The sequence below is a fragment of the Spiribacter sp. 1M189 genome (genome assembly GCF_040838345.1).
Lineage (GTDB): Bacteria > Pseudomonadota > Gammaproteobacteria > Nitrococcales > Nitrococcaceae > Spiribacter > Spiribacter insolitus.
In genome coordinates, this window is sequence record NZ_JBAKFF010000001.1 from 929,966 (window position 1) to 951,705 (window position 21,740).

Annotated in this window: 22 protein-coding genes and 2 tRNA genes; 4 read left to right on the plus strand and 20 right to left on the minus strand. The window is 60.9% G+C overall.

Going from position 1 to position 21,740, the window contains the following annotated elements; all coding sequences use genetic code 11:
• Nucleotides 1-127 precede the first annotated feature (127 nt).
• Complete coding sequence (locus V6X30_RS04680) at nucleotides 128-1,060, plus strand: AEC family transporter (protein WP_367983485.1); 933 nt, start codon at nucleotides 128-130, stop codon at nucleotides 1,058-1,060.
• Nucleotides 1,061-1,077: 17 nt separating this feature from the next.
• Here V6X30_RS04680 and V6X30_RS04685 read toward each other — a convergent pair.
• The 19 genes from V6X30_RS04685 to V6X30_RS04775 all read right to left on the minus strand — a co-directional run bounded on the left by V6X30_RS04685 (nucleotide 1,078) and on the right by V6X30_RS04775 (nucleotide 18,723).
• A tRNA-Pro gene (locus tag V6X30_RS04685) sits at nucleotides 1,078-1,154 on the minus strand.
• Between the two features lie 63 nt (nucleotides 1,155-1,217).
• Entirely contained in the window at nucleotides 1,218-2,420 is a 1,203-nt protein-coding gene (locus V6X30_RS04690; RefSeq protein WP_367983486.1) for an HD-GYP domain-containing protein, read from the minus strand.
• A complete protein-coding gene (locus V6X30_RS04695) occupies nucleotides 2,417-3,685 on the minus strand; it encodes an HD-GYP domain-containing protein (protein ID WP_367983487.1) in 1,269 nt (422 codons plus the stop codon). Before V6X30_RS04695 ends, V6X30_RS04690 begins: the two co-directional genes overlap by 4 nt.
• Complete coding sequence (locus V6X30_RS04700; protein WP_367983488.1) at nucleotides 3,682-4,788, minus strand: GGDEF domain-containing protein; 1,107 nt, start codon at nucleotides 4,786-4,788, stop codon at nucleotides 3,682-3,684. The genes V6X30_RS04695 and V6X30_RS04700 overlap by 4 nt, the downstream gene beginning before the upstream one ends.
• A gap of 9 nt (nucleotides 4,789-4,797) precedes the next feature.
• On the minus strand, nucleotides 4,798-6,027 hold the full coding sequence (locus V6X30_RS04705) for an outer membrane beta-barrel protein (RefSeq protein WP_367983489.1): 1,230 nt from the start codon (nucleotides 6,025-6,027) through the stop codon (nucleotides 4,798-4,800).
• Complete coding sequence (locus V6X30_RS04710) at nucleotides 6,024-8,126, minus strand: EAL domain-containing protein (RefSeq protein WP_367983490.1); 2,103 nt, start codon at nucleotides 8,124-8,126, stop codon at nucleotides 6,024-6,026. Before V6X30_RS04710 ends, V6X30_RS04705 begins: the two co-directional genes overlap by 4 nt.
• A gap of 7 nt (nucleotides 8,127-8,133) precedes the next feature.
• Nucleotides 8,134-8,577 carry a hypothetical protein gene (locus tag V6X30_RS04715; protein WP_367983491.1) on the minus strand — a complete coding sequence of 148 codons (444 nt, stop codon included), beginning with the start codon at nucleotides 8,575-8,577 and terminating at the stop codon, nucleotides 8,134-8,136.
• A gap of 319 nt (nucleotides 8,578-8,896) precedes the next feature.
• Nucleotides 8,897-9,253, minus strand: coding sequence for a MerR family transcriptional regulator (locus tag V6X30_RS04720; RefSeq protein ID WP_367983492.1), 357 nt, complete (start codon nucleotides 9,251-9,253; stop codon nucleotides 8,897-8,899).
• Nucleotides 9,234-9,533: an integration host factor subunit alpha gene (gene ihfA / locus V6X30_RS04725; RefSeq protein WP_367983493.1), complete on the minus strand. Its 300-nt coding sequence runs from the start codon at nucleotides 9,531-9,533 to the stop codon at nucleotides 9,234-9,236. Before ihfA ends, V6X30_RS04720 begins: the two co-directional genes overlap by 20 nt.
• A 7-nt stretch (nucleotides 9,534-9,540) precedes the next feature.
• Nucleotides 9,541-11,919 (minus strand): phenylalanine--tRNA ligase subunit beta, encoded by a 2,379-nt coding sequence (pheT, locus tag V6X30_RS04730; protein WP_367983494.1) that lies wholly within the window; start codon nucleotides 11,917-11,919, stop codon nucleotides 9,541-9,543.
• Between the two features lie 9 nt (nucleotides 11,920-11,928).
• The gene (gene pheS / locus V6X30_RS04735; protein WP_367983495.1) at nucleotides 11,929-12,948 is read right to left on the minus strand and encodes a phenylalanine--tRNA ligase subunit alpha; all 1,020 of its coding nucleotides are present in this window, start codon (nucleotides 12,946-12,948) and stop codon (nucleotides 11,929-11,931) included.
• Between the two features lie 75 nt (nucleotides 12,949-13,023).
• A complete protein-coding gene (gene rplT, locus V6X30_RS04740) occupies nucleotides 13,024-13,380 on the minus strand; it encodes a 50S ribosomal protein L20 (RefSeq protein ID WP_367983496.1) in 357 nt (118 codons plus the stop codon).
• Between the two features lie 29 nt (nucleotides 13,381-13,409).
• Entirely contained in the window at nucleotides 13,410-13,607 is a 198-nt protein-coding gene (gene rpmI / locus V6X30_RS04745; protein WP_367966841.1) for a 50S ribosomal protein L35, read from the minus strand.
• A 76-nt stretch (nucleotides 13,608-13,683) separates the two neighbouring features.
• Nucleotides 13,684-14,244 (minus strand): translation initiation factor IF-3, encoded by a 561-nt coding sequence (gene infC / locus V6X30_RS04750; RefSeq protein WP_456242966.1) that lies wholly within the window; start codon nucleotides 14,242-14,244, stop codon nucleotides 13,684-13,686.
• Between the two features lie 3 nt (nucleotides 14,245-14,247).
• Complete coding sequence (gene thrS / locus V6X30_RS04755) at nucleotides 14,248-16,173, minus strand: threonine--tRNA ligase (protein WP_367983497.1); 1,926 nt, start codon at nucleotides 16,171-16,173, stop codon at nucleotides 14,248-14,250.
• A gap of 62 nt (nucleotides 16,174-16,235) precedes the next feature.
• Nucleotides 16,236-16,312 (minus strand) — tRNA-Val (locus tag V6X30_RS04760).
• A gap of 44 nt (nucleotides 16,313-16,356) precedes the next feature.
• Nucleotides 16,357-16,659, minus strand: coding sequence for a type II toxin-antitoxin system RelE/ParE family toxin (locus tag V6X30_RS04765; protein ID WP_367983498.1), 303 nt, complete (start codon nucleotides 16,657-16,659; stop codon nucleotides 16,357-16,359).
• The gene (locus V6X30_RS04770; RefSeq protein WP_367983499.1) at nucleotides 16,647-16,904 is read right to left on the minus strand and encodes a type II toxin-antitoxin system Phd/YefM family antitoxin; all 258 of its coding nucleotides are present in this window, start codon (nucleotides 16,902-16,904) and stop codon (nucleotides 16,647-16,649) included. The genes V6X30_RS04765 and V6X30_RS04770 overlap by 13 nt, the downstream gene beginning before the upstream one ends.
• A 91-nt stretch (nucleotides 16,905-16,995) precedes the next feature.
• Nucleotides 16,996-18,723 carry a potassium/proton antiporter gene (locus V6X30_RS04775; protein ID WP_367983500.1) on the minus strand — a complete coding sequence of 576 codons (1,728 nt, stop codon included), beginning with the start codon at nucleotides 18,721-18,723 and terminating at the stop codon, nucleotides 16,996-16,998.
• A 223-nt stretch (nucleotides 18,724-18,946) separates the two neighbouring features.
• Between V6X30_RS04775 and V6X30_RS04780 the strand changes: the two genes are divergently transcribed.
• A complete protein-coding gene (locus V6X30_RS04780) occupies nucleotides 18,947-19,357 on the plus strand; it encodes a type II toxin-antitoxin system VapC family toxin (RefSeq protein WP_367983501.1) in 411 nt (136 codons plus the stop codon).
• Nucleotides 19,358-19,417: 60 nt separating this feature from the next.
• Here the strand turns inward: V6X30_RS04780 and V6X30_RS04785 are convergent, their stop codons facing one another.
• Entirely contained in the window at nucleotides 19,418-20,077 is a 660-nt protein-coding gene (locus V6X30_RS04785; protein ID WP_367983502.1) for a DUF2306 domain-containing protein, read from the minus strand.
• 125 nt (nucleotides 20,078-20,202) lie between these two features.
• On the opposite strand from V6X30_RS04785, the gene V6X30_RS04790 reads away from it, so the two are divergent.
• Together V6X30_RS04790 and V6X30_RS04795 are read left to right on the plus strand one after the other, a co-directional pair.
• Nucleotides 20,203-21,003, plus strand: coding sequence for a LytTR family DNA-binding domain-containing protein (locus V6X30_RS04790; protein WP_367983503.1), 801 nt, complete (start codon nucleotides 20,203-20,205; stop codon nucleotides 21,001-21,003).
• Nucleotides 21,004-21,081: 78 nt separating this feature from the next.
• Complete coding sequence (locus tag V6X30_RS04795) at nucleotides 21,082-21,669, plus strand: NADPH-dependent FMN reductase (RefSeq protein WP_367983504.1); 588 nt, start codon at nucleotides 21,082-21,084, stop codon at nucleotides 21,667-21,669.
• Nucleotides 21,670-21,740: the final 71 nt, after the last annotated feature.

The window sequence follows — 21,740 nt, forward strand, 5'->3', positions numbered from 1 at the left end:
TATGGCCATCGCCGCGACGATCGGCGGATAAACCTCCTGCCGCGCCCGGTTCAGGGCGACCCCACTTGCGCTTCATATCGCCGGGCACGACACTCTACCGTCGCTTATTTGCGCCATCGGGGCCCGTATGCAATCGGTCGTCAACATTGCGCTGCCGTTCTTTGCGCTGATCTTCACCGGCTATCTGGCGGCACGGGGTCGGATGCTGGGTGAGACAACGGTCGCCGGGCTCAATACCTTTGTGTTCTATTTTGCGCTGCCGGCGCTGCTACTCATCAAGACCTATGAGGCACCAGCCGCCACCGGGGCGGTGCCCGAACTGCTGGCAAGCTACTATCTGCCGGGCATCATGCTATTTTTCGTGGCGCTTTTGTTGGGACGTCGACTCTTCCGTCTGCGCCCCGCCGATGCCGCCATTCAGGCCCTGGGTGGCGTGTTCTCCAATGTTGGCTTTATCGGCCTGCCCCTTGTGATCCTGCTCTACGGCAGCGAGGCAGCGCTGCCAGCGGTGCTGATCGTGATGGGCGACACCATCATCATGCTGGGCCTGGCGACTGCAGTGATCGAGGCCGATCTTGGCAGTGGTCGGCGAAACCGGGCGCTACTTAAGCAGATCAGCGTTGGCGTCATCCGTAACCCCATTGTGACCGCCGGCCTGATCGGCGTTACCCTCAACCTGATCGCCGTGCCCGTGCCGGAACCTATCCTGCGCTACGGCGGTTTGCTGGCCGACGCCGCTGGACCATGCGCCTTGTTCGCGCTCGGCGCGACCCTGGCGGGGCGCCCAGTCACCGAGGGCGCGCTTGAGACCGGCTATCTGGTGTTGCTTAAACTCTTCATCCACCCGGCGCTGGTCGCGGCCATGGCGGTCTGGGTGTTCGACCTGCCGCCGGTCTGGGCGGCGGTCGCTATTCTGCAGGCAGCGCTGCCCATCGCGGCCAACGTCTATGTGCTCGCCCAACGCTACCAGCGCCGCGCCGAGGCGGTATCCACGGCGATATTCGTCACGACGGCGGTCGCCGTGGTGACCATTTCGGCACTGGTTAGCTGGCTCGGGTAATAAGAGACTGTAAGGAATGGTCGGGGTGAGAGGATTTGAACCTCCGACCACCTGCACCCCATGCAGGTGCGCTACCAGGCTGCGCTACACCCCGACTTGAGATTGGAAGGATACACTAGAGCCTTTACGACGCCAATATTGCCCGTCCTCCACCGAATCAGGGAGCCTCGGCGTAGAGCGCCTCGAAACGGTCATTATACTGTCGAAAACCCGCGAGCAGCACCGGATCGAATTTGTTCTCCATCCCCAGCATTTCCTCGACGGTTGCCTCATGAGACCAGCCGGGTTTGTACGTCCTGGCCGACCGCAGCGCATCGTAGACATCGCATAGGCTCATGATTCTGGCTGCCAGCGGTATCTGTTCGCCCTCAAGCCCATCCGGATAACCGCCGCCCTGCCAGTTCTCATGGTGACTGCGCGCAATATCGCGGGCCAGCGACATGGTGGGCCGATCCATGCCCTCACTCCGCTCCATCATGGTGGTGATGATCTGTGCCCCGAGCACGGTGTGCTTCTTCATTTTCTCGAATTCCGCCGCGGTCAGCTTGCCGGGCTTCTTGAGAATTCCGTCGGAAATGGAAATCTTCCCCAGGTCGTGGAGCTTGACCGCATTGGCGAGCTCGTCGACTGAAAAAGTGAGCTCTCGGGCGCGTTCTGTGCCCGCAAGCCATCGGTACACCTCGGCCGCGTACAACGACACCCGATCAATATGCTGCCCCGTCTCCGTGTCGTGCGCGAGGGACATCACCGCCACACCGTCGAAGAATTTCTTCCGAGCCTGCTCCAGACTGTTTCGGTACCACTCGCCCAGCACGCTTGTCCCATAGAACGAGACCATTCCACCAACAGCGATCACCACCCCATGGAACGCCCAGGTCTTCGGCTGCAGCAGATAGGGCGCACCATTGGCCGGCAGTGGTGCCACTATGTCCGCATTGATCAGGACGATGGAGATCGCAAACAGCCCGAGCTGGAACAGGACCAGTGCAATCAGCCGCGTCAGATCGAAGACGATGGAGGCCATGGCGAGTGCGATGAACAGGAAGATTGCACCGATCGAGGCGATACCGGTGTTCAGCAGCGCCACGGAGCCCATCGCCGTGAAAAGACCATAAAGAACAAGACCAATGCGGGATGGACGCCAACGCGCATGGACGCGCCAGAGCAGGAATATGCCAATTGCAACGATCCACATCGCGGCGAACTTTGGTTGGAACCCTTCGATGGTGACGCGAATGAACGACAGCACCATCACCAGCCCGGCACCAACGACCATCGCAGCCATCACGCGCTTGAGGATCGCCCGCTGGAGGTCGTCGGAGACGAGGTTATCGAGCCTGGCGCCGGGGTACAGCCTCACGGCGATTCCTCCACCCGCATATACCTGCGCCAGACACCATCGAACTTTTGTTGACAAAACATGAAGCTATCCAGAATACGTGGATCGAATTTGTGTCCCATCCGGGCTATCTCATCAACCGTATCCTGATGTGACCATGCCGGCTTGTAGGGTCGCTCAGACCGCAGCGCATCGTAGACGTCGCAGATACTGACTATCCTCGCTGCCAGCGGGATTTCACGACCAGAAAGACCGTCCGGATAACCCCCACCGGTCCAGTTTTCATGGTGCCAGCGCGCGATATCCCGGGCCAACTCCAGGGTCTCCCGATCCACCCCCCGACACTTATCGGCGATCTGCTCGATCAAACGCGCACCAACATCGGTATGGGTCTTGATGATCTCGAACTCTTCGGGCGTGAGGCCACCGGGTTTCTGAAGCACGCTGTCAGGGATCGAAATTTTTCCGAGATCGTGGAGCCGCGAGGCTTTTTTCAGTTTCTCCAAATCGAAATCGGGCGTCCAATCTTCACCATAGGTACCTTCCGAGAGCAATTCGTAGAGAATTTCTGAATAGTCCTCAATGCGGAAAATATGCTCACCCGTTTCCGTGTCACGAGCGAGCGACATCAGCCCCAGGCTATGATAGAAATTCTGCCGCGTCCGGTCCGCGATCTCGAAATAGAATCGGACCAGAACAGCCGTGGCATAGACGACCACCACTGATGCAATGCTCAGCAGAATGGAGTGCAACACCCATATTAGGGGGTTGGTGAGGAACGCCAAGCCAGTGGACGGAACCGGAGTAAGGCGACCCGTTTGAATCAGAAAAGTCACACCCATGAGAAGAATGAATTTAAGCAACACCAGCCCCAGGACATGCTTCAGACGCAGGCCAATGGCGGCCATCGATACCGCCAGCATAAAAAAGACGGGGCCCATCGAAGCCATTCCCACAACGACGAAGGCCCCAAACGCCATCGCCGTCCAGCTCAGCCATAGCAGCAATGAAATCTGACCGATCGATAGCCAGCTGCGGAAAAGATACGCGCCGACTGTCAGGCCGCTGGCGACCCAGAGGAAAGCGAACAGTGGCTGCCAGCCCTCCATCACGACCCGGGAAAGCGTCACGATCAGCAGTGCGAGCGCCGCAATCGTAATGGCCGCCAGAATATTCTGTATGATCTTTCGGCGCAGATCCTCCGCGGCCTCGTTGAACGAAATCCCGCGGATCCCGACAAATGCCTCAATATCCGGATTAGGCCGCCCGGGAATCAGTGACCTCATCCGCCAGCCCCCTCCCCGCATGCAAGCCGCGGGGCGTCGCGGGTCCTCGAAAAGGCGACGGTGGGGCCGCTTTTCGCCTTCGCACGATAAAGCGCATCATCGGCGGCCTGAAGAAGAGGCTCGGGATCGCAAGGACCATCATGTTCGCAATGCGCGAGGCCGACGGAAACACTCACCTCGCAATGACTTCCATTGGAACCGGTGAATGAACGATGACGGAACGCGGCGCTGATCCGTTCGGCGATGCCCGATGCCTCAGCCTCTCCCACCCCACCGAGCACAACGGCGAACTCATCGCCCCCCAGCCTCGCCACTCTATCGCGCTGGCGTATCTGCTCACCGACTACCTCAACGACGAAAAGAAGCACCTCATCGCCAACCGGATGGCCGTAACGATCATTGATCGCCTTGAAGTCATCCACGTCCAGCAGCAGTAGTGCACCACCTGCATGGGGTGGATCCTCGGCTATGCGACTAATGAGTTCATTAAAACCGCGTCGATTCAAAACGCCGGTTAGCGGATCCTGAATATCTCTTTCCATGAACTCGTCAATGAGCCGCGTGCTGATGCGGGAATTATGGCGCACTCCACATAGTATAATGACGAATGCGAACAGCGCCGACGCACCATGCAGATCGCTGGACCGCACTACATCATCGGCGAGGAGCGTTTTCGGTTGCACACCGAAAATAATTGGTGCAAACCACTCTAGCGCAGCAATATAAACGATGAGTGCCATACCTGTGGCCATCGCCCATTTCCAACCAAGAAAAAGCCCGGACGTTATCAGTGGTGCAATGAGAATCATCAGAAAAGGCGATTGCAATGCGCCGGTCACTGTGATCAGACCCGCGGAGGCAAGCGATATACCAATGATCAAAACCCAGCCACTCGCCAGTGGCCGATGTAGCCCGACAAGAGACATTGATACAAGCCCAGAAAGCAACATAAGTGTTGTAAATAACTGTGTTATTCCTGGGCTCATCTTATCGAGCACCAACAGCAAGACAAATCCCCCCACTGACATGATAATGGCCCAGTGGGTGAGCAGATTCGTGCGATTCGCCTCGAGAATGAGTTCCAGACTTCTACGATCCGCCATCACACACCATTATTGCAGCCGCCAGTTCAAAGTCAGGAAAACGCCCTGCCGCGTGTAGCTTGCCCCAGGGAATGTCGAATCGTTTTTCTTTTTTCGGAGCTCGAGGCCAAGATCGAAATCCGGCGTCAGCGCGCGGACGACATTAACGAATCCCATGCGGATGTTGTTCTGGCCGCCATCGGTTACGCCGCCACGATAATCCTTGATCCGATTGAGATAACCGATGGCGAGGCGCATCCGCGGCGTCAGGCGATGACTCAGCCCTGCCCGATGCGTCGTGCGTTCGGTAACCGCCTGCCGAATCCTGCCCGCACCGAGCTCACTGCCTTCCTCAAATCGATGACGACTGCTGAAGCGCAGCCGGGAGCGCTGACTCATGCGAATGGAGAGTCGGGCATCCCAGGACGTGATAGTCCGCGAAGCAAGCCCCGGCGAGTCGAAGTCCTTCCGGAGCGGTCCGGCCATCACCCTTCCGGATACGCCAGAGGACGGCTTCCAACTGATACCGGCGAGCAGGGCGGTGTCATGACTCGATAGCGAACTGTCGGCCCATTGATAGCGGAAATCGACATAACGCCCCTCTAGAATCAAACGGGTCGTCTCGGTTGCCTCCCAACCCAGCATCGCCTCGAGTCGGGGGCTGTTGTAGTCCTCCGACTGCGTGTTGGATCCATTGGCCCCCGGTATCGATGAGGCCGCGGTGCGGTTATTGGCATAACGATTCCAGCGATACCCCATACCGAGTGCGTACGAACCCGCTCCATCGAAAATCTTCCGCTCGTACGTTCCGCCGAGCGTCGCGACTTCCTGGATATCGCCCTGCTCATCGGCAACGCGATTGTTCTTGTTCACCGGTCTGGTCCATCGCCGCGCAAGGAGGCTCAGGTTCAGGTTACCGGCGTCGCCCAGCGTCTGGTACCGATCTGCCGAGAGGCGGTGATCCACGCGGCTGTGATCGCTGGCACGGCTGTAATAGCGAAGGCGGGGGGCATAGCGCATGGAATAGCGTGCCGATGGCGTCCCCGCGCGATAACCGAGCGCCGGGGCAATCTCAGTCACGCTTGACCCCTTTTCCTCCCCGGAGGGGGCCTGACGTATATTGTCATCATAGCCCTGTGCCGCCCCGAGCCCCCAATGGAATCCGGGCGGTGGCGCTTCATTCATTCCTGCGCTGACCTGTGCGTTCACGAGCCCCCAGGCGATGGGTATCGCCAGAAACATCAGCTTGCGCTTCATCATCGCCCTTGCGTTCTTATGTCGCGCTGGATCAACCGCTCAATGTGAGGCTGGCGCTCACTCATCGCCTCCGGCGGCAAGGGTCTTGCGTAGAGAAATCCCTGATGCTCGCTGACCCCCATATGGAAGAGCTTCCGCGCCTGATTGACGGTCTCCACCCCCTCGGCAACCACCCTCAGGCCGAGTCTCTGCATCATCGTCACCAAGCCTGCAACGGCCGCCTCGGACCGAGGGTTGGAATCGAGCTCATCGATCAGCTTTTTGTCGAGCTTGACAATGGACACCGGCAGATCCGCGATTCGATCAATATTGCTCGCTTCACGCCCGAAATCATCGAGCGCCAGCTCAACGGCTTGTGCCGTCAGGCTTTCTGCCTGGTTCTGCAAATGGCTCTGTATCAGTTCACCCGATGCGCTGGCTTCGCTAAGCTCGACGACGAGCCGATAACTGAATTCCGAGCGGATCCGTTCAGCCAGGCGGATCAAGCGATTGAGGTTCTCTTCATGGTATATGAAGTCAAGGCTCAGATTGAGGCTGATGAATTTTCCAATGTCTTCCGGCAACGCCTTCAACACTCGACAAATATTCGTCTCAATATGGTGAAAGCCATCCGGATATTCGACGAGTTTCTTATAGTCCTGCAAAAAGACGGGCGGCGCGTGAATGGTCCCATCTGCGGTAACCCAGCGGATCAATGTTTCATACCCCGCCAGAACACCAGCACTCATGGACACAATCGGCTGAATGAAAAACTGGATTTCGCCGTTTTCCAGTGCAGCCTCTACCGACGCCGCATCAACCAGTTGCCCTCCGACCATGCGTGCCGCGAAGAAATCCTCGTCGGCGAAGCAACTCCGATTCTTACCCATGCGCTTCGCCGTGCGCATTGCTTCATCAGCCCATCGAAGCGCGGAATCAATCTCGTCGCCCGGCATGAGCCTCGCGATCCCGCCAGAGACCGTGCATTGAACCGTCGTACCGCATAGCGTCACGTCCCCGGCGGAAATTGAGTCGCGTATCCTTTCATCCAGATGCTTTGCCGCCGCCCAGCCCGGCCAATCGGTGATAACCGCAAACTCTTCTCCTCCCATCCGCACGGCAATCGCACCAGGGCCCTTCGTCGCGTCAAGCGTCCGAGCCACGACGCGCAACAGGGCGTCACCGACGGTATGGCCCCAAAGATCGTTGGTACGCTTGAAATCATCAATATCGTAGGAGAGCAAGGCGATGTCATAGGGGCTCTTGTTCTCCGGGAACAGCCGCTCCAGGATCCTGCGACTGAAAACGCCGGTGAGCGGATCGGTCACGCTCTGCACTGCAAGTTCCCGGGATCGGTCAAGCAGGTCCGACTGCTGCTGCCTTAACCCCCGCAGGATATAGAATGTCACCAGCAGCCCGCCGGCGATCAGTGCCAGCATCAGGATGATGAGCCGGACATAATCCTCCCAGCCCGCCAGGCGTGCACTGCGCTCCCGATCCCGTTTCTCAATAATGGCGTCGAGCGCGCCCAGAACGCCGCCCCGGATCGTGCCGGACGCCCCCGCAAGCGAACGATAGAGCGGCATCCAGTCTGCGGATCGATGTTCAGGCGCCAATGCGTCAAAGCGCATCGCCCATTCGTCGCGACGCTTCAGAAGCGTTTCCGTGAATTGCGAGAGGGCCGGCCCACCGAGCTGATTGGTGATCGAGGCGACCGCGACACCGATCCGGCTGTAGAAGATGTCGAACTTCTGCTTCAACTCGGCGAAGTCCTCATCCGACACCCCGCCATCCTTGGCGCGCATCGTGAGGTAATGGTCGAACGTGTTAATGAGACGCAGGTAATCTGTCTCGAGCTGGAAGATCGTCCAGCTGTAATTGTCACTACCAATCGACCGGTTCTCTGCGATGTCCTTTTGAACATCAACGGCCAGATAGACAGCCACCGAAAACAAGGCGACCAACAGGGCCGCAAGCAGCGTCACCGTCAGGCGATCATGGAGCCAGCCAAACCTTGGGCTAACGACCTCATCAGTGCCCGCGCGATGAAGATCAACATTGACGCCGGCCGCGCCTGGCGCAGCGGGCACACCAACTGACGGCGCCACCGGATGTTCTGGCATGCCGTCGCTACCGATGAATGATGATTTCTTTCAGTTGCCAGACACTGAGACTATAGAACCTTTCCTGCTGGAGTGCCGGGTCGGAATCGAACGGAAACATCAGCCAATAGGGGCCTTGCTCTCGCACGCTCATCCGCCGACCATCCCGGAGAAAGGCGATGATCGGTGCGTCTTCCATCATGGCGGACATCGGGAATTCAACCTGATAGTCATTGAGCGCCCGGAGGGTGAGGCCCTCCGGTACCTGCTCGACTACAGAAAGCAGATCCGCCAGCGTTGGGCCCTCAAACGAACTGGTGCCGTCGGTCCACGGCGTCGCGGTCTGGAATGAGCGCTGGGGTAATGCAGCCAGCTCCTGATCGTCGAAGCGCTCGACAACTTGGCCCGTCTCGTCGCGGATGACGAGGGTCGCCGCCGACACCGACGATAGGTAGAGAACGCCGCCAAGCATTATCAATACAAGCCAGCACGGGGAAAATCTCTGCAAGATCATAAAATTACCGTGGAATTCCTTATTATAGTGAGTGCCCTAGGGCCTTGGCGCCGCGATCCTGACCGGAACGCCATGCCCCTTAGCCCTTAATTCGAACTTCACCTATAAGGTATACGGCAATCAACCTGGGCAGCCAGGAGATGCCCCTGAAAACCCCGTCCTTTCGATCGGTCAGCTTTTGTGTGTTTTGTTCGCTGTGCGACTTTTTGGGCCTTCGCTATATGCGAAAGCCCAATTAACTAACAGCTGAGACGCTTTGGGATTGCTTACGGTGCTTTCAGCGCTTGAGCTCGGCGAGGACTGCTTCGAGTTCGCTGCGCATCTGACGGATCACCTGCTGGCGCTGGTTGGCGTCGTCCTTGGCCGTTTCGCCGGAGAGCTGCTGGCGGGCACCGCCAATGGTAAAGCCCTGCTGATAGAGCAGACCCCGGATCTGACGAATGAGAATGACGTCCTGACGCTGGTAATAGCGCCGGTTGCCGCGCCGCTTGACGGGATTGAGCTGCGGGAACTCCTGCTCCCAGTAGCGCAGCACATGGGGTTTGACCGCGCACAGCTCACTGACCTCACCGATGGTGAAGTAGCGTTTCGCCGGGATCGGCGGCAGCTCGTCGTTACTGCTCGCGTCCAGCATAGGCCTCCACCCTCGATTTCAGTTTCTGCCCAGGCCGGAAGGTCACCACCCGCCGCGCAGAGATGGGGATCTCCTCGCCGGTCTTTGGGTTGCGTCCCGGGCGTTCATTCTTATCCCGCAGATCGAAGTTACCGAATCCGGAAAGCTTGACCGGCGTGCCATCCTCGAGGGCGCTCCGGATTTCCTCGAAGAAGCTCTCGACAAGTTCCTTGGCCTCACGCTTGTTCAGACCGACTTCTTCGAAAAGCCGCTCGGCCATATCGGCCTTGGTCAACGCCATTCGTGCCCTACTCCCTCAATTCCGCACCGAGCGACTCGCCCAGTGCGCGAATAACGTCCTGCTGGATGCGATCAACTTCTTCATCGGTAAGAGTGCGGGAATAATCCTGCACAATCAATCCCATGGCGAGACTTTTACACCCGTCTTGGACGCCCTTGCCCCGATAGACGTCAAAAAGCTGCAGCGACTGCAGCGACTGCCCGGCGGCTTTACTGATGCACTCACGCACCGATTCCGCCGTCACCGACTCGGCCACGACCACGGCGAGGTCCCGCCGGATGGCCGGATAGCGCGAGATCGGCTGGAATGCCGGCAGGGATCGATCCTGGAAGGCGGACTGCTCCAGCTCGAAGAGGTAGACCCCCTTGTCGAGATCCAGATCACGCGCCTGTTGCGGGTGCAGCGCCCCGACCCAGCCGATTGGCCGGTCATCGAGATAGACCCGCGCCGCCTGCCCCGGATGTAATGCCGGATGGCTCTCCGGCCTGAAGTGGCACCGCCGCTGGGGTGAGGCGAGCGTGATAAGCGCCTCGACATCGCCCTTGATATCGAAAAAGTCGACCGGCCGACTGGCATCGGCCCAGTGCTGGACATGCGCGGAGCCGGTCACCACACCGGCAACAACCGGCGTCTGCTCCAGATCTTCAAGCGTGCCACGGAAACGCAGCCCGGCCTCGAACAGCCGGACACGGGCCATCTGCCGATTTTGATTGTGAATGACCGCGCCAATCAGCCCGGGCCAGAGGGAACTGCGCATCACGCCCATGTCGCTCGATAGCGGGTTGGCCAGCGCGAGCGGCGTGTGTTCCGGATCCAGCGCCGACTGCAACCCCTCGGAGACGAAGCTGTAGGTGATGGCCTCCTGGTAACCGCGGTCCACCAGCAGCGAACGGATCCGAGCCAGCGTCACCCGCGACTCGGATTCCGGCGGAATACTCGCGGGCAGCGCCGTGCGTCGCGACGGAAGGCGGTCGTAGCCATGGATACGGGCGATTTCCTCGATGAGATCCACCTCGCGGGCAATATCGAAGCGCCAGCTCGGTGCAACGATTTCCCAGTGCTCGCCCTTCTCCTCAGGCACCATGCCAAGGCGGGTAAGCGTCTCGCGCATCGCCTCCTCATCGATCGCCGTGCCGAGCAGCGCATTGACGCGCGTCGGGCGGACTGTCACCCGCCGCTCCTGCGGCAGATGCACCGCGTCCACGGCCTCCGTCACCGGACCGGGTTCTCCCCCTGCATGGGCCAGCAGCAGCGCCGTCGCACGCTCCATCGCCTCGCGACAACGCTCGGGATCAACGCCCCGCTCGAAGCGATGGGAAGAGTCCGTATGCAGCCCGTATTCCCGGGCCCGTCCGGCGATGGCCGCCGGCGCGAAGAAAGCGGCCTCGAGGAAGATATCGGTCGTGCCGTCACTGACCGCCGTCGCCTGGCCACCCATCACGCCAGCCAGCGCCACCGGCTTTTGCTCATCGGCGATCACCAGCGTGTCCGCGCCCAGCGAGACGGTGTCGCCATTGAGCAACTCAAGACGCTCGCCGGGTCGTGCCTGCCGGACCCGTATACCGCCAACGAGCATCGCCAGATCAAAGGCATGCATGGGCTGTCCCAGCTCAAGCATGAGGTAATTGGTGATGTCGACCACGATCCCCAGCGGCCGAATGCCCGCCCGGCGCAGGCGCTCAGCGAGCCAGGTAGGGGTCGGCGCCTGGGTGTTGACGCCATGAACCACCCGGCCGCAGTACCGCGGGCAGTCCGCCGGGCTTTCCAGCGTCACCCCGAGGGTCGCCTCGGTGGTGGCAGGAACCTCCTCGATCGCGGGCACGGCCACCGGATTGCGCGTGAGCACGCCGACCTCGCGGGCAACGCCGGCCATGCTCAGGCAGTCGCTGCGGTTGGGCGTGAGCTCCACCTCGATCACCGGATCGTCCAGATCCAGCCAGTCGCGAAGATCCGCGCCGACCGGGGCCTCGGCGGGAAGCGCCATGAGCCCGGCGCTTTCCTCCGAAAGCCCCAGCTCCCGCGCCGCGCAGAGCATGCCGAAGGACTTGATACCCCGCAGCTTGGCCGCCTTGATCTTCATGGCCTCGGGCAGCCGGGCCCCGACCCGGGCAAAGGGCGCCTTCAGCCCAGCGACGGCGTTCGGTGCGCCACAGACAACGGTTTTCGGTTCATCGGTACCATCGTTCACCTGGCAGACCCGCAGGCGCTCGGCGTCGGGATGCTGTTCGCATTCGGTGATCTCACCGACGACAACATCGCTGAACGCCGGTGCCGCCGTTTCGACGGCATCCACCTCGAGGCCTGCCATCGTGAGCCGTTCAGCCAATTCTGAAGTGGCCTCCGGGACCGCCACCCATTCACGTAACCAATGTTCGCTGATTCTCATGCAGCGCTCCTAGCGGAACTGACGCAGAAAGCGCAGATCATTCTCGAAAAAGATTCGCAGATCGTTTACCCCGTAGCGCAGCATCGCGAGCCGCTCGACGCCCATGCCAAAGGCATAGCCCGTGTAGCGCTCGGCATCGATGCCAGCGGCCTCGAATACGGCCGGGTGCACCATCCCGCAACCGAGTATCTCCAGCCAGCCACTGCCGCTACAGACCCGGCATCCGTCGCCATAACAGAACATGCACTCCACATCCACCTCGGCAGAGGGCTCGGTGAAGGGGAAATAGGAGGGCCGAAAGCGCAATGCCAGATCGGCCTCGAAGAACTGCCGGACGAAGTCCTCCAGTACGGCCTTGAGATCGCCGAAGGTCACGCCCTCGTCCACCACCAGCCCCTCGACCTGATGGAACATCGGCGTGTGGGTGAGATCGGAGTCGCAACGATAGACACGACCGGGCGCGATCACGCGGACTGGGGCGCCTTCAGCCTCCATCACCCGGATCTGTACCGGGGAGGTGTGCGTGCGCAGCAGATGACGTGCGTCGAAGTAAAAAGTGTCATGCATCGCCCGGGCCGGATGATCCGCCGGAATATTGAGCGCCTCGAAGTTGTGGTAGTCATCCTCCACCTCAGGGCCTTCGGCAATCGCGAAACCGACGCCGCGGAACATCGACTCGATGCGCTGTAATGTCCGGGTGATTGGGTGCAGCCCGCCCGGTGACTCGGCGCGGCCCGGGAGTGTGACATCCACCCGATCGGCCTCCAGCGCGGCATCGAGCTCGGCTTGTTCCAGCGCAGCGCGGCGTGCCTCAATCCGCTCGGTCACGCGCTGCTTGGCGGCATTGATCGCCTGACCAGCGGCCGGTCGCTCGTCGGCTGGAAGCTTACCCAGCTGCTTGAGCTGCTCGGTCAGCCGGCCTTTCTTGCCCAGGTAAGCGACCCGGACCTCCTCGAGCGCGGCCACGCTGCCGGCTTCATCGACGGCGGCCTCGGCCTGCTCGGTCAATGCCTGGAGCTCGTCACTCATGGTTCATCCCGTCTGGAGACAAAAAAAGGGGGAAGACAGCGGCCTTCCCCCGGCTGGCCGTCCCTGCCGGGACAATCAGGCCAGCGCCGCCTTGGCGCGCTCGGCGAGCGCAGCAAAACCGGCCTCATCGTGCACGGCCATATCGGCGAGCACCTTGCGATCGATCTCGATCTCAGCCTGCTTGAGGCCGTTCATGAGCCGGCTGTAGGAAAGCCCGTTCGTGCGGGCGGCCGCGTTGATGCGCTGGATCCACAGCGCGCGGAATTCGCGCTTGCGTACCCGGCGATCCCGGTAGGCGTACTGGCCGGCCTTAATGACCGCCTGGTTGGCTACCTTGAACGTCTTCCGACGCGCACCGTAATAGCCTTTCGCCTTGCCGAGGACCTTCTTGTGGCGGCGGCGTGCAATGACGCCACGCTTTACTCTGGCCATCTTCCGAATCCTCTCTGTTCAGTATGATTTCAAACGTATGGCAGCAGCCGCCGGATGGCCGGCGTGTCCTGCTCCGATACCAGCGTGGTGGCACGCAGCTTCGCCTTCCGCTTCGCATCCTTTTTGGTGAGGATGTGATTGTGGAAAGCATGCGCCCGCTTGTATCGACCGCTCGCGGTCTTGCGGAAACGCTTGGCGGCGCCACGGTTCGTCTTGATCTTAGGCATGAACCGTTTCTCCGTTGCCACAAACAAGAACTCCCGGCGGTGCCGGGAGATCACCCGATGGAGGCCGGAGCCTCCGCTATTTCCCCTTCCGGGGAGACATCGTCATCACCATCAACCGGCCTTCCATTCGGGGGCGCTGATCAACGGTGGCATGATCCTCAAGGTCCTTCTCGACCCGCTCGAGCAGCTCGGCACCCAGCTCCTGATGGGCCATTTCACGGCCGCGGAACCGCAGCGTGACCTTGACCTTGTCACCATCCTCCAGAAACTTTTTCAGGTTCCTGAGCTTGACGTCGTAGTCGCCCACGTCCGTTCCGGGCCGGAATTTCACTTCCTTGACCTGGATCTGCTTCTGCTTTTTCTTGGCGGCCTGCTGCTTCTTCGACTGCTCGAATTTCCATTTTCCGAAATCCATCACCCGGCAGACGGGCGGATCGGCGTTGGGATCGAGCTCCACGAGATCCAGATTCACGGTCTGTGCCCGCTGTACGGCTTCGGGCGTTTCGACGATGCCGACCTGTTCGCCGTTTTCGTCGATCAGGCGGACGCGGGGCACCTGGATGTCTTCGTTGATCCGCCGGTTCTCACCGGCGCCGGGCTGCTGGCGACGTGCCCCCGGCTTTCTGCGTATAGCGATGCTTCAGTCCTCCACAAGCGTTCGGCCCAGACGCGCCATCTCGCCATCCAGGCGTTCAGCGAATGCCTCAAGCGACATCGCGCCAAGGTCCTCGCCTGCCCGGGTGCGAACGGCGACCTGGCCCGATTCGCGCTCCTGATCTCCGACGACCACCATATACGGCACCCGTCGAATCGTATGTTCGCGAATCTTAAAGCCGATCTTCTCGTTCCTCAAGTCGCACTCGGCTCGAAATCCCCGCCCGGTCAGATGCTTCCGCACGCTCTCGGCATAATCGGACTGGCGATCAGTGATATTGACCACCTGCACCTGCACCGGCGCAAGCCAGACCGGCCAATCACCGCCATAGTGTTCGGTAAGTACACCGATGAAGCGCTCGAAGGATCCGAAAATCGCCCGATGCAGCATCACTGGCACCGCGCGGTCACCCGCCTCGGTGACGTATTCGGCATCCAGTCGTCCGGGCATCGAGAAATCGACCTGCATGGTGCCGCACTGCCAGACCCGATTGAGGCAGTCGCGCATGGACAGCTCGATCTTAGGCCCGTAGAACGCGCCCTCACCCGGATTCAGCGTCCAGTCCATCCCCTTGGTCTCAAGTGCCTGCTCGAGCGACGCCTCGGCGCGATCCCAGAGCGCGTCCTCGCCGACACGTTTGTCCGGACGGGTTGACAACGCCACCTGGACATCATCAAAGCCGAAGTCGCGATAGACACTGAAGGCCAGGTCGAGAAACGCGGCGACCTCGTTCTGGAGCTGATCCTCGGTGCAGAAGATGTGTGCATCGTCCTGGACGAAATTGCGCACACGCATCAGCCCGTGCAGCGTTCCCGACGGTTCGTTGCGGTGGCAGTTGCCGAACTCCGAGAGCCGTAGCGGCAGGTCGCGGTAACTTTTCAGCCCCTGGTTGTACACCTGCACGTGGCAGGGGCAGTTCATGGGCTTGACCGCGTAGTCGCGATGTTCGGAGTGCGTCGTGAACATGTCCTCCCGGAACTTCTCCCAGTGGCCCGAACGCTCCCAGAGGCTGCGGTCAACCAGCTCCGGCGTGCGGATCTCCTGGTAGCCATGCGCCTCGAGCCGACCCCGCAGGTAGTCCTGGAGGATGGTGTAGACACGCCAGCCGTTGGGGTGCCAGAACACCATGCCGGGGGACTCGTCCTGGAGGTGGAACAGATCCTGGCTGCGGGCAATGCGGCGATGATCGCGCTTCTGCGCCTCTTCCAGGAATTTCATGTGCGCTTTGAGCGCCTTGCGGTCGGCAAACGCCGTGCCATAGACCCGCTGCAGCATCTCGTTGTTCGCGTCGCCGCGCCAGTAGGCACCAGCCAGCTTGGTGAGCTTGAAGGCCTTCAGAAACCGCGTGTTGGGGACATGCGGCCCGAGGCACATGTCGACGTATTCCTGGTGATGGTAGAGCGCCATGGCCTCGACGTCGGCGAGGTTCTCGACCAACTCGACTTTGTAGTTCTCGCCACGCTCGCGGAATAGCTGAAGGACCTCGTAGCGCGGCGTCACCTGCTTGATGACGTCGTACTCCTGATCAATCAGCTCGGCCATGCGCTGCTCGATCCGTTCCAGGTCCTCCGGATGAAAGCCGTCGTCAAAACGGATGTCGTAGTAGAACCCGTCCTCGATGACCGGGCCGATGGCCATCTGTGCCTCGGGGTAAAGCTGCTTGACGGCCTGACCGAGCAGGTGGCAGCACGAGTGCCGGATAATATCGACACCCTCGGGATCTTTGGGGGTAATGATCTGCAGCTCGGCATCCGCCTCGATCAGATCACAGGCATCGACCAGCTCGCCATTGACCCGTCCGGCAACCGTTGCCTTGGCCAGGCCGGGGCCGATGTCACGGGCAATATCGAGAACGGAGACCGCCTCAGCATAGTCACGCTGACTGCCGTCGGGAAGGGTTATCTGGGGCATCGAAAGGCTCCACAGTGGTGACCGATACCAGGGGCCACATGCATTTGTTCGCAGAAAAGGCGTGGTAGGCGCGAGTGGATTCGAACCACCGACCCCCACCATGTCAAGGTGGTGCTCTAACCAACTGAGCTACGCGCCTGTCGTTGAGAGGGTAAGTATAGCGGGATTGGGCGGCGTTGCCAATTAGCGGATCCCAAGCATGTATGCACGAAGCTGTCGCTCCTCCCGCATCACATAGAGGACCAGAACGTCGCTCTCACCCTCGCGATAAAAAATGCGACACGGTGGCACCACCAGTTCGCTGTATACCGAGTCAGGGAGCTCCGGAGGGATTCGCTCGGATTGAGGGAAGTCTCCCAAGCGCTTGGTCTTGTTGAACATTTCTTGGACCAAACGACTTGCGGCAGCAGGACTATCCAGGGCAATATACTCAGCGATGGCATCCAGCCCCTGAAGGGCAGGCTCCGTCCAGACTACTTCAGCCATTTAGCCATTTTTTCCGTGGCCTCACTCTGGCTGTACGTTCTTCCCTCAAGTACCGCACGCTCTCCCCTTGAGAGCCCCTCAAGCAGTTCCAGTCGGCGCTGCATGAACTCGTAATCCTGCACATCGACAAGGTACGCTGATGGCTGGCCGTGCTCGGTGATCAGGACCGGCTCTTTGGACCCGTGCAGCTCAGCCAGGATCTTTGTCGCTTGGCGCTTGAGGTTCGTAACAAGTTCAACTTTCACGGGATGACCCTCAATCAGGCTAAAAGTGACACTATAGTATCACTTCCCGGGCGGGACAATCGGCCAATTTACTTGTCGCGACCGGCCAACATCATTGCCGGCGGATAGCTTCAGAGAGCAGCCGCAGGCCGACCTCACTGATCCGCTCATCGGATTCGCGGGCCCGCACGACGAGCTCGATGGGTCCGAGCGGCACACGATCGCCGATCTCCGGTCGCGGCAGCTTGCGTTGCATGTAATCGCCGACGCTAAGCCCCGCCCCGGCCGGGTCGATCACCGCACCATAGGCGTCCACCAGCGTGGCCACCGGCGCGGTGGGCGCAATGGCGAAGTCGCCGAAGGCCGCGCTATTGGTACGGCTCTCCTCTGCGGAGGCAGCGAACAAATGATCAAGCGCCGAGGCATAGCGCGGCGACATAAAGATGTAGACGTAATCATCGGGCTGCAGTCGCCCTGCCTTGCGGAAATGCATTGAGCGGCCTTCCCGCAGCACCAGCGCCGGCCGTGCCCATCGCGGCAGCCGGGCCCCACCCACCACCGGGCTGCCTGGCATGACGTGGTAGACGACGAGTTCGTGATGGGCGCCACCCGGCAGTTCCAGCTCGATCTTCTCGACCGGCCCCAGGCGCTGCGGGACGATCATGCCGAGCCAGCGCGCCACCGGCTTGATCGTCCAGCCCTGCACGAGCATCGAGGTCAGCACCATGATGAACGCCGCGTTGAAGAAGAGCTGCGAGTTCTGAAGCCCGCCCAGGAAGGGCAGGATCGCGAGCAGAATCGACACCGCCCCGCGCAGCCCAACCCAAGAGATGAACGTCACCTCGCGCAGCGAAAACCGAAACGGCAACAGACACAGCCCCACCGTAAGCGGGCGAGCGACGAACATCAGGAAAAGGCCGAGGCCGACGGCCTGTATCGCGATATCGGGGAATTCCGAAGGCGTCGCGAGGAGCCCGAGGACGAGGAACATCAGGATCTGGGCAAGCCAGGTCATCCCGTCCTGGAATCGCCGCAGCTCGGTTCGCTGGGGCACCGCCCGGTTGCCAGCCACGAGCCCGGCGACATAAGCGGCGATGAACCCACTCCCACCCAACTGCGCGGTGGCGGCGAACACAAGCAGCGCACCCACCAGAACGAACACCGGATACACGCCGGCATCCAGCTCGATCGCGTTCATGAGCCGATGCAGCAGGTAGCCACCTCCCAACCCCAAAGCGATACCAAGCCCCATCTGCAGGCCAAACCCGATGAGAAGCGAGGTGGTAAATCCGCCCAGTCCGCTTTGCTGCGCCACCAGCTCGACGAGCGTTGCCGCGAGGAAGATCGCGATGGGGTCATTGGAGCCTGACTCGACGCCCAACGTGCCCCGAACGCGGCTCCGCAGCGTAATACCGCCGGCCCGCAGCAAAAAGAAGACGGCTGCGGCATCCGTCGAGCTGATCAACGCACCGAGCAGCAGCGCCTGCGGCCAGGTGAGGTCAAACAGGCAATGGGCCGCCACCCCGAGCAGTCCCGTCGTCAGCACGACCCCCACCGTAGCCAGGGTGATGGCGGGAGCCGCAACCCGGCGAAAGGCCGCGATACGGGTACCAAAGCCTGCATCGAAAAGGATGACGGCAAGGGCGATACTGCCGATGAGATAGGCGCCCTGCTGATCATCATAGGCCAGCCCGAGGCCATCCTCGCCGGCGATCAGCCCGATCAGCAAAAAGACCAGCAGCAAGGGCGCGCCGAAGCGAAAGGCCAGCACACTGGTCAGGATGGACACCAGCACCAGCGACGCACCGATCAGGACGAGCGGTGCCAGCCAATCAATCATGCATAGACCTCGAAGCAATCGTGGGATCGCCTGGCGCGCCAGCCGACTGCTCGGCCGCCACGGATGCGCCCGGCGAATTACGCGCCCTGCTTAACGTAGCCGATTCGCCCTCGCGGAGAAACCGCGGGACGCCGCCAGACGTCAATCGGGCAATCCGAATGACAATGCAAGAGACGGCGGCTGAGACCATCCGCGCGCTGAGAGAAGAAGACGACCGCCGATAATGCTCTACGCTGATACGAGCGCTGTTCTACCGTTTTACCGGGCTGAGAGGAATAGTGCCGCTGTCGAGGCGATTTTCATGGAGAATGCCGGGCAAATCGGACTCAGCCCGCTCGTGCGCGTGGAGGCGGCCTCGGCCATCGCCCGTTGGCACCGCACCGGCGAGATCACCGCATCACAGGCCCGACGGATCGAGTCCGCGCTGCAAGCCGATATCGCGGCTGACCGCTATCGACACGTACCGCTGCCGGGCGACGTTTTTGAACAGGCGCTGCAGTGGCTATCGCTGCGTGAGACGAGATTACGAACTCTGGATGCCCTCCACCTGGCAGCGGCAGCCCAACAGGAAGCTTGCCTGCTGACCGCGGACCAGAAACTGGCGGAGGCAGCGCATGCTCGATGTGGTGTGTGAGACACTCGAGTCCATCGCCAACGCTCGCTGAGCCCCCGATTCGCCAGCCCGAGGCAAAACCTAGCCGGATACGCCACGCTGACTACCCGACCGATCCAGTTTTGCGGTCCACCATGCGATAACAGGCGTCAGCACTACCGTGGGGCCAAGCCAGACCAGGATGGATGGCAAATGGCCCAGGTTGACCACCGCGGTGGCAGTCAGGGTGGCAATCGTCCCGGCAAGCATGCGGCTTAGATGGCGGGCTATCCTCGGCGTACCAGCAATCGGGCCACGCTTCCAATGCCGCCAGTCGCCTAACGACAGCGTAACGCCGATCATTCCGAATACGATCAAGACGATGGATGGGTGGAATTCACCGGTGCTAAGAATGAAGAGGCCCCAGCCAATCATGCCCGTGCCGATGAGCGCCATCCCCAACCCAGCCGCTCGGTCGAGCTTGCCGTCGGCACCGCTGCGCACCATGGCAGCACGCCAACCCGTGAAAACGAGATAGAGCGTAAACAGGCTTATCGCCAGCAGGAAGGCATTAAAACGCAGCAACCCGAGGACAATGGCGCTGACGCCGACCGCCAGCATGGCCAGCGCGTAGATTCTTCCAAACCGCCTGTGGGCGCTGGCGCCCTTTCGACTGAAAATAGCGACCCCGGCGGAGGCGAGTGCGATCGCGCCCGCCGTAATGTGCGTAAACAGTATGATATTGAACATGAGTATCAGCACTGGACCTGACTCCCGGTGACAAACCAACGGCATCGCCAAACTAATCGGGGAGAAAAGATCGTGACGAGGGAAAATGCGCGAATGGGGACATCATTACGCGGACGAGGGGCTTGGTGTCGTTGACGATGCGTGAACGCCTAATGGCCACGCTACCGTACCTGGTATTGCCTCTGGGCAGCGGTTTAGTCCTTGGCGTGATCGGCCCTTTCGGCACTTATGAGCGCCTGCCCCTGCAGCTGAGAGTGCCTTACTGGGTGATCGTCTTTTCACTCAATTGGCTGATTGCTGATGCGCTCATCCGCCGTGTCGAACGGATGTTCAATCATCACCGACGCGGTAGCGCCCTGTTCACCCCTCTGGCCGGAGCGCTGCTTGCCGCGCCACCCGCGACTGGCCTCGTCGCCCTGGCCAATGCGGTCTCCGGCATTGGCTGGCCGGAGAATATCGTGCGCCTGGCCGGCCAGGTTCTGTTCCTGCTCATCGCAGTATCCATCGCGGCTTTCCAGTGGCGGAGAATCCTTGCTCAAGGCTCCGATGACAAAATCGGTGAACCACCAGAGACGCCGACGGACGAGAGCGATCACCCTGACCCGACGATCCGCATAGATGATTCGGGCGTCAAAATGTTCATGGCGCGACTCACCGATTCATGCGGTGAGTATCCGCTGTGTCTTCAAATGCAGGACCACTACTTGATCACCTATCGCGAGGCGTCGTCTGAGATGATTCTGTGCCGAATGGAGGATGCCGCCCGCGAACTCGAGTGCCTCGGTCGGCGGGTGCATCGATCCTGGTGGGTTGCGGAACGCGCAATCGAGGCGGTCGAGCGCGATGGAAATCGCATTTGCTTGCGGCTGATCAATGGGCTTCGAGTTCCAGTTGGCCGCTCGTTCCGCCATTCCCTGAAGGACGCGGGCTGGGTCTGAATGCAGTGGCGCTGGCACCAACTGGTACGATCTGACCGCGTGTACTGCCATTTTTTTTAAAGCTGGAGTCTTAGCATCATGACCAATGCGCCATCCCTGATCTTCTTTGCGGGCAGCGCCCGTGAGGATTCGGTGAACAAGAAAATTGCCCGTGTCGCCGCCAGGATGGCGGAAGCGGCCGGTGCCGATGCCACTTTCATCGATCTGCGCGATTACCCCATGCCGCTTTACGACGGTGATCTGGAAAGCCGGGATGGCCTGCCCGAGGCAGCGGTGGAGCTGAAAGCCCTGTTCCGCGACAGTGACGGATTATTCGTTGCTTCGCCCGAGTACAACAGCTCTCTGCCACCGCTTTTGAAGAACACCATCGACTGGGTATCGCGACGAGCCTCGGCGGATGAACCACCGCTGGTTGCCTATAAAGGCAAGGTGGCGGCGATTGCTGCTGGCTCTCCAGGCGGATTGGGTGGTCTGCGGGGGCTCGTGCCGCTTCGCATGCTGCTCGGCAACCTCGGCATGCATGTCGTGCCCCAACAGCTCGCCATCTCGGGCGCCGCGACTGCGTTTGATGACGATGGCCAATTGATGGAGCCCGACCGTAAGGCTGCGCTGGAGGGCGTGGTCAAGCAATTTGTCGAGACAGCGCAGGCGCTCAAGCCAGGCTGAGCCATCCGTCAGCGCCCCCGCACGGGTCGCGTTGATGCCGGCATCATGCGGACTACCGCATGTCCTGCAGG

Coding starts and splice junctions, on each gene's coding strand:
- V6X30_RS04680 (WP_367983485.1), top strand. CDS start 128: ATGCAATCGGTCGTCAACATTGCGCTGCCGTTCTTTGCGCTGATCTTC.
- V6X30_RS04695 (WP_367983487.1), bottom strand. CDS start 3,685: ATGAGGTCACTGATTCCCGGGCGGCCTAATCCGGATATTGAGGCATTT.
- V6X30_RS04700 (WP_367983488.1), bottom strand. CDS start 4,788: ATGGCGGATCGTAGAAGTCTGGAACTCATTCTCGAGGCGAATCGCACG.
- V6X30_RS04705 (WP_367983489.1), bottom strand. CDS start 6,027: ATGATGAAGCGCAAGCTGATGTTTCTGGCGATACCCATCGCCTGGGGG.
- V6X30_RS04710 (WP_367983490.1), bottom strand. CDS start 8,126: ATGCCAGAACATCCGGTGGCGCCGTCAGTTGGTGTGCCCGCTGCGCCA.
- V6X30_RS04715 (WP_367983491.1), bottom strand. CDS start 8,577: ATGCTTGGCGGCGTTCTCTACCTATCGTCGGTGTCGGCGGCGACCCTC.
- V6X30_RS04720 (WP_367983492.1), bottom strand. CDS start 9,253: ATGCTGGACGCGAGCAGTAACGACGAGCTGCCGCCGATCCCGGCGAAA.
- ihfA (WP_367983493.1), bottom strand. CDS start 9,533: ATGGCGTTGACCAAGGCCGATATGGCCGAGCGGCTTTTCGAAGAAGTC.
- pheT (WP_367983494.1), bottom strand. CDS start 11,919: ATGAGAATCAGCGAACATTGGTTACGTGAATGGGTGGCGGTCCCGGAG.
- pheS (WP_367983495.1), bottom strand. CDS start 12,948: ATGAGTGACGAGCTCCAGGCATTGACCGAGCAGGCCGAGGCCGCCGTC.
- rplT (WP_367983496.1), bottom strand. CDS start 13,380: ATGGCCAGAGTAAAGCGTGGCGTCATTGCACGCCGCCGCCACAAGAAG.
- rpmI (WP_367966841.1), bottom strand. CDS start 13,607: ATGCCTAAGATCAAGACGAACCGTGGCGCCGCCAAGCGTTTCCGCAAG.
- thrS (WP_367983497.1), bottom strand. CDS start 16,173: ATGCCCCAGATAACCCTTCCCGACGGCAGTCAGCGTGACTATGCTGAG.
- V6X30_RS04765 (WP_367983498.1), bottom strand. CDS start 16,659: ATGGCTGAAGTAGTCTGGACGGAGCCTGCCCTTCAGGGGCTGGATGCC.
- V6X30_RS04775 (WP_367983500.1), bottom strand. CDS start 18,723: ATGATTGATTGGCTGGCACCGCTCGTCCTGATCGGTGCGTCGCTGGTG.
- V6X30_RS04780 (WP_367983501.1), top strand. CDS start 18,947: ATGCTCTACGCTGATACGAGCGCTGTTCTACCGTTTTACCGGGCTGAG.
- V6X30_RS04790 (WP_367983503.1), top strand. CDS start 20,203: ATGCGTGAACGCCTAATGGCCACGCTACCGTACCTGGTATTGCCTCTG.
- V6X30_RS04795 (WP_367983504.1), top strand. CDS start 21,082: ATGACCAATGCGCCATCCCTGATCTTCTTTGCGGGCAGCGCCCGTGAG.